Source organism: Dorea chungnamensis, assembly GCF_039832125.1.
GTDB lineage: Bacteria > Bacillota > Clostridia > Lachnospirales > Lachnospiraceae > JAFBIX01.
Genome location: NZ_JBDOHT010000003.1, coordinates 1 through 16,963 on the forward strand (window position 1 = coordinate 1; position 16,963 = coordinate 16,963).

Genomic DNA, 16,963 nt, shown 5'->3' on the forward strand with positions numbered 1-16,963 from the left:
CCAACAGTGATAGACCGAACCCTTCAACAGGCAATAACCCAAATGTTAGTGCCAATCTATGAACCGCTGTTTGCAGATGATAGCTTCGGCTATCGTCCAAACAGAAGTGCAAAAGATGCAATTCTTAAAGTGAAGGAGTATGCAGAGCAAGGCTACACATTTGCAGTAGTATTGGATTTATCGAAATACTTTGATACACTGAATCACGAAATCCTTATCAATCTCCTTCGGAAGAACGTGAAGGATGAACGTGTAGTACAGCTCATTAAACGTTATCTGAAAAGTGGGGTAATGGAAAATGGGGTGGTCATGGAAACAGAGGAAGGCTCTCCACAGGGAGGGAATCTGTCACCACTGCTTGCGAACATCTACCTCAATGAGTTTGACCAAGAGTTCTTGAAGAGAGGAGTTCCATGCATCAGATATGCGGACGACATTGTGCTCCTTGCAAAGAGCAAACGAGCTTCGGAGAGACTTTTGGAAAGCAGTACGAGATATCTTGAAGAGAAGCTGAAATTAACAGTTAACAGAGAGAAAAGCCGAATTGTCAGCGTGTTTGCAATCCGAAATTTTAAATTCCTTGGCTTTGCGTTGGGAAGGAACGGAAGTGGCATTTATGTCAGAGTTCATCCAAAGTCATGGAAGAAGTTTAAGTCTAGGCTGAAAGAGTTATCTTCCCGTAAGTCTGTACAGTCAATCAAGCCTAGCCTTGAGAAAATCAAGGTTTATGCAAGAGGATGGCTTAACTACTATGGGATAGCGAGCATGAAGAATAACATAGATGACATCAACGGATGGCTCTATCACAGAATACGTATGTGCATATGGAAACAGTGGAAACTACCCAAAACAAAGAAGAGAAATCTGATTAAGATGGGTATACCAGAATACTACGCATGTATGGCGGCTAATAGCCGAAAAGGACATTGGTTGTGCGCCAACCTCACAACGGTAAAACGAGCCATGTCAAAAGAAAGACTGATAAACGGTGGCTTTTATGATTTAGCCACAGCCTATCAGTCCGTGCACGTCAACTATTGAAACCGCCGTGTACCGAACGGTACGCACGGTGGTGTGAGAGGACGGGAGTTAATCACTCCCTCCTACTCGATTTCAAAATTTAGAATATGTAAGTCTGATTCATCGTTTTGTCCAAAGGAGGCGCGAATAATTTTGCGGAAAATAAAGAAGTTTTTTCAATATGATAACATAGGTGTTTTGTTTGTTCTTCCGGCATTTGTGTATATGCTGATTTTCGTGGGGTATCCAATTCTGCGAAATATTATTCTGAGTTTTCAGGATGTTACGGCATTTAATCTGGTGCAGGGAGAAAAAAATTTTGTTGGTTTGACAAATTATCTTGAGATATTTCAGGATGAAGTGTTTCGGAAATCCCTTTTAAATACACTCATATTTACAGTTTGCTGTCTTGTGGTTCAATTTTTGATCGGTTTTGCACTGGCAATATTTTTTAACAAGAGATTTGTGATTGCAAAGCCGTTAAGAGGAATTCTGTTGGTTCCGTGGATGATTCCGATTACTGTAACAGCATTGATTTTCAAGCTGCTGTTTGCAACAGATGTTGGTGTTTTGAATTATATTCTAAAAAGTCTGCATTTGATCTCTACAAATGTTGAATGGCTTACGAATTCAAAGACAGCTATGTTTGCATTGATTTGTGCGAATATATGGATAGGGATTCCATTTAATATGATTTTAATATCTACGGGACTTACCACGATTCCAAAAGATCTTTATGAGAGTGCGTCCATTGATGGTGCAACAGGGGTACAGGCGTTTTTCAAGATTACGCTCCCACTTCTTCGTCCGACAATAGAGTCTGTATTGATCCTTGGATTCATTTACACTTTTAAAGTGTATGACCTGGTTTATGTTATGACAAGCGGAGGGCCTGTAAATTCTACACATATGCTGTCAACATACTCATATAAATTATCGTTTGATATGTTCCAGTATAGTAAGGGCTCGGCGGTAGCCAATGTATTGTTGGTTATTCTGATGATTGTTGGTGTATTTTATCTGAGAGCAACAAATGAGGAGGATGCATAATGGATGAAGAAAAAAGATTGAGTAAAAAGAAAAATATTGTTTTTTGTATCATTGCATTGATTATTGCGTGCATTTTGCTGTTTCCGTTATATTGGGCATTTATTACTTCTTTGAAAACGGAAATGGAGATTTTTCAGAATCCTCCGACATTCTTTCCGCACGTTATAAACACGAAGTCTTATGCGGCACAGGTTGAAACAGGGGATTTCAATATGTTTAAATCCTTTGGAAACAGCCTGATTATTTCACTGGGGGCAATGGTAATCGCGGTAGTTCTTGCGGTTCCGGCATCCTACGGAATTGCCAAGTACAAATTCAAAGGAAGAAAAGTAATGCTGCTTTCATTTTTAGTTACGCAGATGCTTCCAGTATCAGTGCTTTTAACACCGTTATTTATTATGTTTAAGAATATGCATCTGTATAATACATGGGGAGCGGCTATGCTGGCGGATGCAACAATCGGAATTCCTTTTTCTATTCTGATTCTGAAAAATTATTTTGCTGCAATACCAAAAGATATGGAAGAAGCCGCTTATATTGATGGGTGCAATAAATTTACTGCATTTATCCGGATTCTGCTACCAATTGCGAAACCGGGAGTCATGGTATGTGCTATTTTCTCATTCTTATATGCGTGGGGAGATTTGGCTTATGGTATGACATTTATTATTGATCAGCAGAATCGTCCAATTACGGCAGGGATTTTTAATTTTATGGGACAATATGGAACCAAGTGGAGTTATCTGACAGCCTTTGCGGTAGTTACAATTATTCCAGTATTATTGATATTTATCTTCTTACAGAAATATATTGTCGGTGGTATGACAAGTGGAGCAGTAAAAGGATAATCCTCTTGGAGAAAGGAAGTAACATATGCTTAGAATAGAAGAGCAAAAGATTATTTATCATTATGATGCGGAAGAATTATGGATTGAAGGATGGGGAAAGAATGGTCTGCGTATTCGAGCAACAAAGAATGCGCAGATGCCCGAAGAAGATTGGGCACTAAATCCGTTGTCAAAAGTACCGGTGGAAACTGACAGACTGGAAAATGGTGTAAGAGTTCGTAATGGAAAAGCGGAATTGTTTATTACAAATGGTGGAAAAATTACAGTTTACAACCAGAAGGGGAAACTGTTACTTGAAGAATACTGGAGAAATCGTCGGGATGTGACTGATAAAAAATGTAGTGCGATTGAGGTAGAAGCCAGAGAGTTCCAACCGAATATTGGTGGTGATTATCATGTGACCATGCGATGGGAGTCTGTTGATAAAGATGAAAAATTGTATGGTATGGGACAATATCAGCAACCATATCTGGACTTAAAGGGTATGGATCTGGAACTTGCTCATAGAAATTCGCAGGCGAGTGTTCCTTTTTTAGTTTCTTCCGCAGGATATGGACTTTTATGGAATAATCCTGGAGTAGGAAGAGCAGTGCTTGGGAAAAATATTATGAGCTTTGAAGCTTATGCATCAAAAACACTGGATTACTGGATTACTGTAGGAGATACGCCGGCGGAGATTGAGGAAGCTTATGCTGGTGTGGCAGGAACGGTGCCAATGATGCCGGAATATGGTCTTGGATTTTGGCAATGTAAGCTTAGATACCAGACGCAGGAAGAGCTCCTTGAGGTAGCAAGGGAATATAAGAAACGTGGTCTCCCGATTGATGTGATTGTAATCGACTTTTTCCACTGGCCGAAGCAAGGAGAATGGAAATTTGATCCTGTATATTGGCCGGATCCGGACGCAATGTTACAGGAATTAAAAGAAATGGGAATCGAGCTAATGGTTTCGATATGGCCGACAGTGGATCGAACATCTGAGAATTTTGACGAAATGTTGGAAAAAGGTTATCTGATTCGTACGGAGCGGGGGTATCGCACAGGATTGGATTTTGAGGGTGCGACGATTCACTATGATGCAACTAATCCAGCTGCAAGAAAGTATGTGTGGGAAAAGGCCAAACAGAACTATTATGACAAAGGAATTAAGCTGTTCTGGCTGGATGAGGCAGAACCAGAGTATACGGCATATGATTTCGATAATTATCGCTATTATCGTGGGACAGATCTGGAAATCGGTAATATTTATCCTGTTGATTATGCGAAAACATTTTACGAAGGAATGGAGGCACAGGGGCAAAAGAACATTGTAAATCTGTTAAGATGTGCGTGGGCAGGCAGTCAGAAATATGGTGCACTTGTCTGGTCCGGTGATATTGCTTCCAGTTTTGAAAGTATGAGAAATCAATTGGCTGCCGGTCTGAATATGGGGCTAGCAGGAATTCCGTGGTGGACGACGGATATAGGTGGATTTCATGGAGGAGATCCTAATGATCCGGCATTTAGAGAGTTATTTGTTCGATGGTTTCAGTGGGGAGCGTTCTGCCCGGTTATGCGCTTGCATGGTGATCGAGAGCCTAGGCAGCCGCAGTTTGGAACCACAGGAGGAGCAACTTGTTGTTCCGGAGCGGCGAATGAAGTGTGGAGCTATGGGGAAAAAGTCTATGAAATATGTAAGAAATATATGGAATTGAGGGAAACGCTTCGTCCTTATACAAGAACACTGATGAAAGAAGCTCATAAAAAAGGCTCGCCGGTCATGCGTACGATGTTTTATGAATATCCTGATGATAAAGAATGCTGGAAAATTGAGGATACATATTTTTATGGCCCAGATATTTTGGTGGCACCAGTATGCTATGCTAATCAAAAGAAACGGAAATTATATCTGCCAGGGAATACTGTCTGGGTGGAATATGAAACGGGAAAAGAATATTCAGGACAAAATTGGATTGAAGTTTCTGCACCGATTGAGAGTATTCCGATATTTGTGAAAAAAGCTTCTGAAGTAAAAGAAATATTAGAGTTATAAATAATCATAGTTTTATATCATTAAATAACAGAAGAAACGAAATCGTCATTTAGAGGATTTCGTTTCTTTTTATACAATGGTTATTTTTTTCTCTTACAGGAAAAGAGATTTTACTTTCGTATGCAATGAAATTTTTATGGTTCAAAACTTCCGTCTGCCATCGCTTTGATTGAAGAAGCATATTCGGAAGGTGTCATTCCCGTTACTTTTTTGAATTGTCTGGAAAAATAGTGTATCGAAGAATATCCAAGCTGCTCGGAGATCTGCGTAAAGTTCATCCGGTTAGTCCGGATCATTTCCTTGGCAGCATTGACCTTCATGAGAGAAAAATATTCTATAATACCGAGGTTACAGCGCTCTTTAAAGATCTTCTGGAGCTGGGAACGTCCGATAAGATTGTCCTTGCATATCTGTTCGATGGTAACCGGGGCGTTGATGTGATTCTCCAGATAATCAACTACACGATTGAAAATCTCGGTGTCACTCTTCTGCTTGGTGCTCTTAGGAGTCTCGATTCGTGCCGGCCGCTTCCTAAGGACAATCGGGTTAGAATACCTTCGGATCAGGTGAATCAGGAAATACTCCAGATACAGACAGATAAGTTGTTCTGCCCCGAACATTTCCGGTTCCTTTTGTGGCATATTCTGAAGATAAGGGTCATCCAGACGGCAGTCAAAACAGTGTCTTGCTTCGATAATAATGTCTGCAAGAAGATTGCGTTCCATCTCGTCGATTCGAAGAATCCGCTTTTTAAAGAAACGCATGGCTTCATCATCGCACTGGAAAGAGATGACTACAAGATTAGGCGCAATTGTTCCGGTTGCCTGTACATTGTGGAATTCGTTGGGCTGGTGAAAAGCAACATCTCCCTTCTTTAATATAGTAAATGTCTTGCCTGCAGTTACGCCGACTTCACCTTTGTCAACACAGATGAATTCCCAGAAGTTATGGGATTCTCCTTCAAAAGAAAAATCGCTCATGTACTCAAAATAGTGAATACTGTATATCTTGTTGATTGTAATAGAGTTTTTCAGAACCGTTCCTCTGTAGCCCAAGTGACCTCTCCCCCTTTTTGTCAATTTTGCTAATTCTAAAACAACGATTTTGTGTATTCTTAACAATATAATACCCCATTTTTTGTGAAAAATCAAAACAAAAATGCAGATAGTGCAAATTAAGAACAATATAGGATAAAGATATTTGTGCAATATTGTAATACAATACATACAAGCCAAAAAACAAACTTTATAGGAGGTAAAGTGTATGAAAAAGAAAATTGTAAGCATACTGTTGTGCGTGGCAATGGTAGCAACAATGGCTGTAGGCTGCGGAAGCAAATCAGATAGTGACAGCGGCGACAGCAAAGGTGGAGACAAACTTGTATACTGGTCTATGTGGAGCGAAGATGAACCACAGGCAAAAGTTATCAAAGATGCAATTGCCAAGTATACAGAAGACACAGGTGTTGAAGTTGATGTTCAGTTCAAGGGACGTACCGGACAGCGTGAAGGACTTCAGCCGGCACTGGATGCAAAACAGCAGATCGATGTATTTGATGAGGATGTTAACCGTGTAAATGGTTCTTGGGGAAAATACTTATTAGATCTGGAAGATCTGGCAGCAGATTACGAAGCAGAGCATGGCAATGAGACACTGTTCGCAATCGCACGTAACGCATATGGACAGACACATGATGGAGATGATACTTTACACTCTATCCCATATCAGCCATCAATCTTCGGTTTCTTCTACAACAAGACATTGTTCAACGAAGCTGGAATTGAAGCTGCACCTACAACATGGGAAGAACTGGATGCTGCTTGTGCAAAATTAAAAGATGCTGGTATCACACCAATCACTGCTGATGATGCATATATGACATCTTTCATCGGATATCATTTTGCAAGATACATCGGACAGGATGGAGTAAAATCTCTGGTTATGGGCGAAGAAGTGAATGGTGAAGCTGTAACATGGGATGATGACAGAGTTCTTGCAGCAGCAGAAAGCTTTGCTGATTTTGCAGACAAAGGATACTTCTCAGAGAATATCGCAACAAACAAATACCCAGCAGGACAGAATCAAGAATTTGCTCCTGGTGAAGCTGCAATCGTTATCTGCGGCTCCTGGCTTCCAAACGAAGCAAAAGCTTCTGTAGCAGAAGATCTTGAGTGGGGATACTTCAACTATCCATCAGTAGAAGGCGGAACAGATGACAATACAGCTAACAACATTGCAAATCAGGTATTCGCTATTAACAAAGATTCTAAGATGGCTGATCAGGCATTTGAACTGATTACATACATCACAACAGGTGATTTCGACAAGAAGATGACAGAAGAAGCTCTGTGTATCCCAACAGATAAGGCTAACAGTGATGCATGGCCGACAGAGCTTGCAGAAGTAAAAGGTGGCTTTGATGCTACAACAACATACTATGACTGGGCAGCTGGTGTTGAGAATAACAACGACCTTACACCTGTACTTCAGGAGAATACTCTGAAACTTGCTGGTGGAGAGATTGATGCAGCTGGATTTGTAAAAGCTATGAAAGAGGCAGCTGGTCAATAATATCTGGTAACTACCTTGCCAGATCAGGCGGGGATTTGAATATGGCGGCAGGGCGGTATACAACGCTGCCGCCATATTTTGTAAAGAAAAAGGAGGCATAATCAATGAAGAAGAATAAGAAAATGATCGTTGGTTTTCTTGCACCTGCAGTCATCATCTTCCTCGTTGTATTTCTGTATCCGATCATGCGTACGATTATGATGAGTCTGTACAAGATTGAATCTGTTACGGATGCTACAGAGTATTGGACGTTTGTAGGATTACAGAATTACCAAAAACTGTTCACGACAGCAATATTTAAAACAGCAATGTTTAACATCTTTAAGATCTGGGCAATCGGAGGAGCACTCGTGTTGGCAGTATCATTGCTTTTCGCAGTAATTCTAACGAGTGGAATCCACGGAAAGAAGTTCTTCCGAGCTGTGATCTATCTTCCGAACATTGTCAGTGCAGTAGCACTTGCAACCATGTGGATTCAATATGTATACAGTTCTAAATTCGGTCTTTTGAAAACATTCCTGGATGCGATCGGCCTGCATAAACTGGCTAATACACCATGGCTGGATACTAATCATAAATTCTGGGCATTACTGTTCGCATATTGCTTTGGTATGATTGGATATCATATGTTGATCTGGATGAGTGGAATTGAAAGAATCAGTCCAGATCTGTATGAAGCGGCAACGATTGACGGAGCAAATAAGATCCATCAGTTTCGGTATATGACGGTTCCGCTTTTAAAGGGAGTATTTAAAACAAATATTACTATGTGGTCTGTAAGTTCAGCAGCATTCTTCGTATGGTCACAGTTGTTCTCAACGGTTACTGCAGACAAAGCGACCATCGTTCCTGTTCAGTACATGTATATGCACACATTCGGAGCCGGAAATGCGGTAACTGAGCGTAACGCAGGCTATGGCGCGGCAATTGGTATCATCCTTTGCTTATGTGTTGTTATCATATTTACAATCTGTAATAAACTGATCAAAGATGATGATCTGGAATTCTAGAAAGGAGGAGCAATTATGGCGAAAGCAAAAGAAAGAAAAGTAAGAGATAAAATAAATTGGAAAAAAGAATTGAAGCTGGCTCCTGGATATATTATCATCATCTTGTGGATCATCTTTACGTTTATGCTTTTGGGGTGGATTCTGGCAGCAAGCTTGTCTACAACATCTGATATATTTGCAGGTAATGCTTTGAAGTTCCCAACAGGACTGCATTTTGAAAATTATGTGCAGGCGTGGGGCTCTGGCGGTGTTGCAACATTCTTTATGAACTCGTTGTTATATTCCCTGGTATCCTGTGCGCTCTTGATTTTAATCTGTGCGCCGGCAGCATATGTACTGGCAAGATTTACGTTTTTGGGAAATAAAATCATTCAGACGAGTTTTGTATCTGCGATGGGAATCCCGATTACCATGATCGTATTGCCACTGTTTAGTGTAGTAGCCAACCTGGGAATTTTGAATAATGTAGCTGCCAGTAAGGTGACGTTGATCTTCCTGTATATCGGAATCAATATCCCGTATACTACGATTTTCCTGTTGACATTCTTTGCCAATCTGTCACGCACATATGAAGAGGCAGCGGCAATAGATGGATGTCCTCCGGCAAAGACTTTCTGGAAGATTATGTTCCCGATGGCTCAGTCTGGAATCGTGACCGTGACAATTTTCAACTTTATTAATATCTGGAATGAATACTTCTTGTCATTGATCTTCGCAAATAACGATGCGCTGCGTCCGGTAGCCGTAGGTCTGTATGGAATGCTACAGTCTATGCAGTACACAGGAAACTGGGCAGGTATGTTTGCGGCAGTTATCATAGTATTCCTTCCGACATTTATCTTATATATCTTCTTGTCAGAAAAGATCATCGGTGGTGTTACCGGAGGTATTAAAGGTTAGGCGTTTGATTGTTGAAGCACAAATAAATGATAGAACTTGGAGGGATAACGATGAACAAACCAGTATTAGTCATTATGGCGGCAGGAATGGGAAGCCGCTATGGCGGATTAAAGCAAATTGACCCAGTAGATGAAGAAGGACATATTATCATGGACTTTTCCATGTATGATGCAAAACAGGCAGGATTTGAGAAAGTAATCTTCATTATTAAGAGGGAAAATGAAGCAGACTTTAGAGAAGCGGTGGGGGACCGTATGTCACAATACATGGAAGTTTCTTATGCATTCCAGGAACTTCAGAATATCCCGGAAGGATATGAAGTGCCGGAAGGACGTGTGAAGCCGTGGGGAACTGCACACGCTGTACTTAGCTGTATTGATCAGATTGACGGACCATTTGCAGTAATCAATGCAGACGATTATTATGGGCAGGAAGCATTCCGATTGATTTATGATTATCTGGCTACTCATCAGGATGATGACAAATATCGTTATACGATGGTAGGATATCAGCTTGGCAATACTGTGACTGACAATGGGCATGTTGCACGCGGCGTCTGTGATATGAATGAGAACGGAGAACTGGTCGCTATTCACGAAAGAACAAGAATCGAAAAGCGCGAAGGCGGCATTGCATATACAGAAGACGATGGGAAGACATGGACCGAAGTGCCGGCGGATACGACAGTATCTATGAATATGTGGGGATTTACTAAGAGTATATTGAAAGAAATCAAAGATGGATTCCCGGCATTTCTGGAGGAAGGCCTGAAGACTAATCCGATGAAATGTGAATATTTTCTGCCGACAGTCGTAAGTAATCTGCTGGAAGCAGATCAGGCAACGGTAGCAGTGCTGAAGTCAGCAGACAAATGGTATGGCGTTACGTATAAAGAGGATAAACCGGTCGTTGTTGCTGCAATTAAGAAGATGAAAGAAGATGGTCTCTATCCAGAGCATCTGTGGGAGGAAGCATAATGGCTTTGTTGACACAAAAGCAAAAAGATGAAGCAATCGCGAATTTCCAATTTGAGGGAATTTTGATAGAAGAAGGCCCCTATGGAAGTGGACATATCAATGATACATTTCTGCTGAAATTTGAGATAGCGGAGATGGGATGCATCAATGTCATTCTTCAGAGAATGAATAAAGATGTATTTTCGAATCCAGTAGAACTGATGGAAAACATCATGGGAGTCACATCGTATCTTCGTAAGAAGATTATTGAAAATGGAGGGGATCCTGAGCGTGAGACACTGAATGTGATTCCGGCGGTAGATGGAAAACCATATTATCTGGATTCGCAAGGGGATTACTGGCGCTCTTATAAATTTATTACAGATGCTACCAGTTATGACCAGGTAGAAAAACCAGAGCATTTTTATCAGAGTGCTGTAGCATTTGGTAATTTTCAAAGACTTTTGGCAGACTATCCGGCTGAGACACTTCATGAGACGATCAAAGGTTTTCATAATACCAAGGCCAGGTTTGCAGTGTTCAAAAAAGCGGTAGAAGAGGATGTAATGGGAAGAGCATCGCAGGTTCAAAAAGAGATTCAGTTCGTATTGGATCGGGAGAATATTGCGGATTATTTCACGGATCTTCTGGAAAAAGGAGAGCTTCCGCTTCGAGTTACGCATAACGATACAAAATTGAATAACATTATGATTGACAATAAGACGGGAAGAGGAATCTGTGTCATTGACCTGGATACAGTTATGCCGGGGCTGGCAATGAATGATTTTGGGGACTCTATCCGTTTTGGAGCAAGTACCGCAGCAGAAGATGAGCGGGATCTGGATAAAGTATCCTGCAGCATGGAGTTGTTTGATCTGTATGCGAAGGGATTTATCGAAGGCTGTGCGGAAAAACTGACTGCCAGAGAGATTGAACTGATGCCGATGGGCGCAAAGTCTATGACCTTTGAGTGTGGAATGCGTTTTCTTACGGATTATCTTCAGGGGGATAATTATTTTAAGATTCACCGCGAGGGACAGAATCTTGACCGATGCAGGACACAGTTCAAGCTGGTCGAAGATATGGAACAGAAATGGGATACCATGCAGGAAATTGTAAAAAAATATAGTAACTGCTAGGAGGCAAAAGCGATGGCAAAGATATTGATTACAGGCGGAGCGGGATATATTGGAAGTCATACGGCACTGGAACTTCTGAACGAAGGCTATGAGGTCGTGGTTTACGATAATCTCTGCAATTCTTCCAGAGAATCTTTGAGAAGAGTGGAAGAACTGACTGGAAAAGAAATCCGCTTTTATGAAGGTGATGTGCTGGATGCAAAAGCTCTGGAAGAGATGTTCGAAACAGAAAAGGTGGATGCGGTCATCCATTGTGCGGCATTGAAAGCGGTTGGGGAATCCGTCAGAAAGCCGTTGGAATACTACAATAATAATATTACGGGAACTTTGACCTTGATGGAGGTAATGGATAAAGTCGGTGTTAAAAATATTGTGTTTAGTTCATCTGCGACGGTCTATGGAAGTCCAGAGCAGATTCCGATTACAGAAGAATGTCCAAAGGGACAGTGTACCAATCCTTATGGATGGACAAAGTCTATGATGGAACAGATCATGACGGATCTTCAGAAAGCACATCCTGAGTGGAATGTCATCCTGTTACGCTATTTTAACCCGGTAGGTGCACACAAGAGTGGACGAATCGGAGAAGATCCGAAGGGAATACCGAATAACCTGATGCCATATATCTCACAGGTCGCAGTTGGAAAACTGGAAAAATTAGGAGTATTTGGAGATGATTACGATACACCGGACGGAACCGGAGTGCGTGATTATATTCATGTGGTAGATCTTGCAATCGGCCATGTCAAAGCAATCAAGTATATCTTTACGAATCCAGGGCTTGATATTATCAACCTGGGAACCGGAACGGGATACTCTGTATTGGATATGGTGAAGGCATTTGGTAAGGCCTGTGGAAAAGAGATACCGTATGAGATCAAACCAAGAAGAGAAGGCGATATTGCCATGTGTTATGCGGCACCAGATAAAGCGGCAAAAGTTCTGGGATGGAAGGCAGAACGCGGACTGGAAGAGATGTGCGAGGACACCTGGAGATGGCAGTCACAGAATCCAAATGGTTACAACAGTTAGGGAGACTGAGGAAAACAGAAGATAAAAGTGTATAGGGGACAGGTTCTGGAAAGAGCCTGTCCCTAACTAATGTCTTCCTTTTTATAAAAGAAAGTGGTATAATGTCTCCATACGTTGAGTTCTTGGTAATTATTGAGGAAATGGTTATGTTGGAAAAGAAAGAAAAAGAAAAAATTCAGTTAAAGGGGCAGTTGAAATTATATATTCAATGGCCTGCAATCATGGCGATTCTTTTGGTGATCATGAATATCTGGGTCGCAGTGATCGATCGACGTGTCGGGTTATTGATGTGCGCCTTTGTCCTGATCTATATTATCATGGTAGGAATCCTGTATATTTACAGCAAATCGATTATCATGAAGGATCTGGTTGAATTTGCTGCTCAATATGGAATCGTGCAGAACACACTTTTGAAGGAGCTTGCTGTGCCGTATGCCATTCTTTTGGATGATGGAAAGGCAATCTGGATGAATGATCAGTTTGAGAAAGTGCTGGGAGAGAAGCTGAAAGGTGAAGCGTATATCAGCCGCTATATGCCGGAGCTGAATAAGAGTATTTTCCCGAAAAAGGTCAACGACAAAGTGGAGATGGATGTCTATTACGGAGATCGTGAGTATAAAGCAGAACTTCGTAAGGTGTCTGTGGAGGGATTCAGCGATACCGAACAATTGCTGCAGATGCCAGAGGAGAAAGAATATTTTATTGCAGTATATCTGCAGGATGTTACGGAACTTAATGCATCAATCAAGGCGAATGAAGAGCAGCGTTTGATTGCCGGGCTGATCTACATTGATAATTATGATGAGGTCATTAACAGCGTGGAGGAAGTCAGACAGTCTCTGTTGATTGCATTGGTAGACAGGAAGATTAATCAGTATATTGCGAAGGTTAATGGAATCGTTCGCAAGATGGAGAATGATAAGTATTTTATCGTGATTCAGAAGCAATATTTTAAGCAGCTTGAGGCAGATAAGTTTTCGCTGTTGGAAGATGTCAAATCTGTCAATATCGGAAATGGAATACCGGCTACGCTGAGTATTGGTCTGGGGCTTAGCAAGGATTCCTATTCACAGAGTTACAACTATGCGCGTGTAGCGATCGATCTGGCACTTGCACGTGGCGGTGATCAGGCGGTCATCAAGGATTGCCATGGTATTACTTATTATGGAGGAAAGCGGGAGCAGACATCCAAGAATACACGGGTGAAAGCCAGAGTGAAGGCAGAGGCGCTTCGTGAATTTATGACGGTTAAGGATAAGATCTTTGTAATGGGACATAAGCTGACGGATGTGGATGCATTTGGGGCAGCTATGGGAATCTGTCGTGCGGCAGCAGCCTTAGAGAAGAAGGCGTATATCGTCATTAACGAAGTGTCTGCATCATTACGTCCATTGTATGAAAGCTATGAGAAAGATCCGAATTATCCGGATGATTTATTCTTGAAGTCTTCACAGGCGATTGATATGGCAGATGAGAATTCCATGGTCGTAGTTGTGGATACGAACCGTCCTCAGATGACAGAGTGTGAGGAACTGCTGAAAAAGACAAAGACCATTGTGGTACTTGACCATCACAGACAGAGCAGCGATAATATTGATAATGCATTGTTGTCATATATTGAGCCTTATGCTTCTTCTGCCTGTGAGATGGTATCAGAAGTATTGCAGTATATTGTGGATGATATTAAGATTCCAAAACTTGAGGCCAGCAGCCTTTATGCTGGAATTATGATTGATACCAATAATTTTGTGAATCGTACAGGTGTCCGGACATTTGAAGCGGCAGCATTCTTGAGAAGATGTGGTGCGGATATCACATTGGTTCGTAAGATGTTCCGGGATGATATGGAATCTTATCGTGCGAAAGCTGAGATTATCAGCAGTGCGAAGGTTTACCGTGAAAAATTCGCAATCGCAAGAGGGGAGAATCTTCATATTGAGAGTCCGACGATCATTGGGGCACAGGCGGCCAATGAACTGTTGGATATTAATGAGATTAAGGCTTCGTTTGTGCTGACAGAATACAATGGAAGAATTTATATCAGTGCACGTTCCATTGATGAAGTCAATGTCCAGATAATCATGGAACGTCTCGGCGGAGGCGGCCATATGAATGCGTCAGGCGCACAGTTCAATCACACAGATATGGATGAAGCGGTTGCTTGTCTGACGCAGGTGATTGATGAGATGATAGAAGGAGGAGATATCTAGAATGAAAGTAATATTGACAGAAGACGTAAAATCTCTTGGAAAAAAAGGTGAGATTGTTGAAGTGAGCGATGGATACGCAAGAAACTTTATCTTGAAGAAAAAGAAAGGCGTAGAGGCGAACAGCAAGAATCTGAATGATCTGAAGTTAAAGAAAGCAAATGAAGATAAGATTGCTCAGGAACAGTATGAAGCTGCCGTAGAATTAGGCAAGAAGATTGAAGCTGGTCAGATTGAAGTGTCTATCAAGACTGGCGAAGGCGGTAAGGCATTTGGTTCTATTGCGTCAAAAGAGATTGCAACAGAGGTGAAGGCTCAGATGGGACTGGATGTTGATAAGAAAAAAGTACAGTTAAAAGATGCAATTAAGACTTTGGGTACCCATACAGTGCCGGTGAAACTGCATCCGAAGGTTACTGTGGATCTGAAAGTAATCGTAACGGAAGAGGCTTAGGAGGAAGCAGGCATGGAAGAGGCTCTCATTAAAAGAGTGATGCCCCACAGTGTTGAAGCGGAACAATCGGTCGTAGGTGCGATGCTGATGGATCGGGATGCCATTACGACTGCGTCAGAGATTATCAGTGGAAATGATTTCTACCAAAGTGCATACGGAGTGATCTTTGATGCGATGGTAGAATTGTTTAATGAAGGAAAACCCGTAGATCTGATTACGCTCCAGGAAAGGTTGAAGGAAAAGGATGTCCCGGCCGAGATTGCAAGTCTGGAGTTCGTAAGAGATCTGGTGACAGCGGTCCCTACTTCTGCGAATGTAAAATACTATGCACAGATTGTGGCTGATAAGTCTGTGATGAGAAAGCTGATCAAGCTGAATGAAGAGATTGCGAACATCTGTTATGCGGGGAAGGAATCTCTGGAAGAAGTGCTGGAAAAAACGGAGAAATCCGTGTTCGAATTATTGCAAAAGCGAAATACCAGTGATTTTGTGCCGATTAAGCAAGTGGTACTGAATGCGCTGGAACGAATTGAGAAGGCTTCGAAGACGAAAGGAACAGTAACTGGAATTCCGACAGGATTTATCGACCTGGATTATAAGCTGTCAGGATTGCAGCCATCCGATCTGATTCTGGTTGCGGCCCGTCCATCTATGGGTAAGACTGCATTTGTCTTGAATATTGCACAGTATATTGCATTTAAGAAAGATAAGAGTGTGGCAATCTTCAGTTTGGAGATGTCAAAAGAACAGTTGGTGAACCGACTGTTTTCGCTGGAATCGCAAGTGGATGCGCAGGCAATCCGAAGCGGTAATATGAAAGATTCTGATTGGGAGAAATTAATTGAAGGAGCCGGGATTATCGGACAGTCTCATCTGATTATTGATGATACCCCTGGAATCTCTATATCTGAATTGCGTTCTAAGTGTAGAAAATACAAATTAGAACAGGGGCTGGATGTAGTTATTATCGACTATCTGCAGTTGATGACCGGAAGTGTTGGAAAGAGTTCTGAGTCCAGACAACAGGAGATCTCGGAGATCTCACGTTCATTAAAAGGACTGGCGAGAGAGCTGAATGTTCCGGTAATTGCATTGTCGCAGCTTAGCCGTGCAGTAGAGAGCCGTCCGGATAAGCGACCGATGCTTTCGGATTTACGTGAGTCTGGTGCGATCGAACAGGATGCCGACGTGGTAATGTTCATTTATCGTGATGAGTACTATAATAAAGACTCCGAATTTAAGAAACAGGCTGAGATTATTATCGCAAAACAAAGAAACGGCCCGATAGGGACCGTTAATCTGGCTTGGCTCGGCGAATACACGAAGTTCGCGAACTTAAGCAGGAAGGAATAATTTCCTGAGTTTTTTTACGGGACCAGCTTCCGCCGCAGATTTCCGAAAGGATTGTTGCTGGCGGATCAGCTGGTCCAGTTTTTTGAATTCTTCTTCTTCCTGGCGTTCCTTGGCATCCAGAAGAAAAGACATTTCCTTACTGATCATAGACAGAAGAACTTCATTGTTATTCTCAAGCATCCTCTTGATCTGTAATTGCTCTCTTGTGCGGCGGATGTCTGGAATCAGTGCTTTCAGTTCAGAAAATGGAACACCCTGCTCATATAGTTCTTTGATACAGCCGTAGAGTTTGGCATCATCTTTCGTCTCCCTTTTTAATTGTTCTAACGCGTTACTACCCATAAGCTTATACCCCCTTATCATATTCTCCTTCTGGGCGACTATATCATAG

Annotated in this window: 15 protein-coding genes; 13 read left to right on the forward strand and 2 right to left on the reverse strand. The window is 41.8% G+C overall.

Features of this window, described 5'->3' with window-relative positions; genetic code table 11:
* The 4 genes from ltrA to ABE613_RS03160 form a co-directional block, all read left to right on the forward strand.
* The coding region (ltrA, locus tag ABE613_RS03145) for a group II intron reverse transcriptase/maturase (RefSeq protein WP_347375671.1) at positions 1-1,041 on the forward strand (1,041 nt) is incomplete at its 5' end.
* 132 nt (positions 1,042-1,173) lie between these two features.
* The gene (locus tag ABE613_RS03150; protein WP_347375672.1) at positions 1,174-2,070 is read left to right on the forward strand and encodes a carbohydrate ABC transporter permease; all 897 of its coding nucleotides are present in this window, start codon (positions 1,174-1,176) and stop codon (positions 2,068-2,070) included.
* Entirely contained in the window at positions 2,070-2,918 is an 849-nt protein-coding gene (locus tag ABE613_RS03155; protein WP_347375673.1) for a carbohydrate ABC transporter permease, read from the forward strand. The genes ABE613_RS03150 and ABE613_RS03155 overlap by 1 nt, the downstream gene beginning before the upstream one ends.
* A gap of 25 nt (positions 2,919-2,943) precedes the next feature.
* On the forward strand, positions 2,944-4,950 hold the full coding sequence (locus tag ABE613_RS03160) for a glycoside hydrolase family 31 protein (RefSeq protein ID WP_347375674.1): 2,007 nt from the start codon (positions 2,944-2,946) through the stop codon (positions 4,948-4,950).
* Positions 4,951-5,084: 134 nt separating this feature from the next.
* Here the strand turns inward: ABE613_RS03160 and ABE613_RS03165 are convergent, their stop codons facing one another.
* Complete coding sequence (locus ABE613_RS03165; RefSeq protein ID WP_347375675.1) at positions 5,085-6,005, reverse strand: AraC family transcriptional regulator; 921 nt, start codon at positions 6,003-6,005, stop codon at positions 5,085-5,087.
* Between the two features lie 208 nt (positions 6,006-6,213).
* On the opposite strand from ABE613_RS03165, the gene ABE613_RS03170 reads away from it, so the two are divergent.
* The 9 genes from ABE613_RS03170 (at position 6,214) to dnaB (ending at position 16,572) form a co-directional block, all read left to right on the forward strand.
* A complete protein-coding gene (locus tag ABE613_RS03170; RefSeq protein WP_347375676.1) occupies positions 6,214-7,521 on the forward strand; it encodes an ABC transporter substrate-binding protein in 1,308 nt (435 codons plus the stop codon).
* Between the two features lie 104 nt (positions 7,522-7,625).
* Positions 7,626-8,531, forward strand: a complete 906-nt coding sequence (locus ABE613_RS03175) for a carbohydrate ABC transporter permease (RefSeq protein ID WP_347375677.1) — start codon at positions 7,626-7,628, stop codon at positions 8,529-8,531.
* A 15-nt stretch (positions 8,532-8,546) separates the two neighbouring features.
* Positions 8,547-9,431 (forward strand): carbohydrate ABC transporter permease, encoded by an 885-nt coding sequence (locus tag ABE613_RS03180; RefSeq protein ID WP_235232943.1) that lies wholly within the window; start codon positions 8,547-8,549, stop codon positions 9,429-9,431.
* 50 nt (positions 9,432-9,481) lie between these two features.
* Entirely contained in the window at positions 9,482-10,408 is a 927-nt protein-coding gene (locus tag ABE613_RS03185; protein ID WP_347375678.1) for a nucleotidyltransferase family protein, read from the forward strand.
* Positions 10,408-11,526 carry a phosphotransferase enzyme family protein gene (locus ABE613_RS03190; RefSeq protein ID WP_347375679.1) on the forward strand — a complete coding sequence of 373 codons (1,119 nt, stop codon included), beginning with the start codon at positions 10,408-10,410 and terminating at the stop codon, positions 11,524-11,526. Before ABE613_RS03185 ends, ABE613_RS03190 begins: the two co-directional genes overlap by 1 nt.
* Positions 11,527-11,538: 12 nt before the next feature.
* A complete protein-coding gene (gene galE / locus ABE613_RS03195; RefSeq protein ID WP_235232940.1) occupies positions 11,539-12,558 on the forward strand; it encodes a UDP-glucose 4-epimerase GalE in 1,020 nt (339 codons plus the stop codon).
* A 146-nt stretch (positions 12,559-12,704) separates the two neighbouring features.
* Entirely contained in the window at positions 12,705-14,768 is a 2,064-nt protein-coding gene (locus tag ABE613_RS03200) for a DHH family phosphoesterase (protein WP_347375680.1), read from the forward strand.
* Between the two features lies 1 nt (position 14,769).
* On the forward strand, positions 14,770-15,219 hold the full coding sequence (gene rplI, locus ABE613_RS03205) for a 50S ribosomal protein L9 (protein ID WP_347375681.1): 450 nt from the start codon (positions 14,770-14,772) through the stop codon (positions 15,217-15,219).
* Positions 15,220-15,231: 12 nt separating this feature from the next.
* Complete coding sequence (gene dnaB / locus ABE613_RS03210) at positions 15,232-16,572, forward strand: replicative DNA helicase (RefSeq protein WP_235232937.1); 1,341 nt, start codon at positions 15,232-15,234, stop codon at positions 16,570-16,572.
* Here the strand turns inward: dnaB and ABE613_RS03215 are convergent.
* On the reverse strand, positions 16,555-16,914 hold the full coding sequence (locus tag ABE613_RS03215) for a hypothetical protein (protein WP_235232936.1): 360 nt from the start codon (positions 16,912-16,914) through the stop codon (positions 16,555-16,557). The two genes, dnaB and ABE613_RS03215, sit on opposite strands and share 18 nt — an antisense overlap.
* Positions 16,915-16,963: the final 49 nt, after the last annotated feature.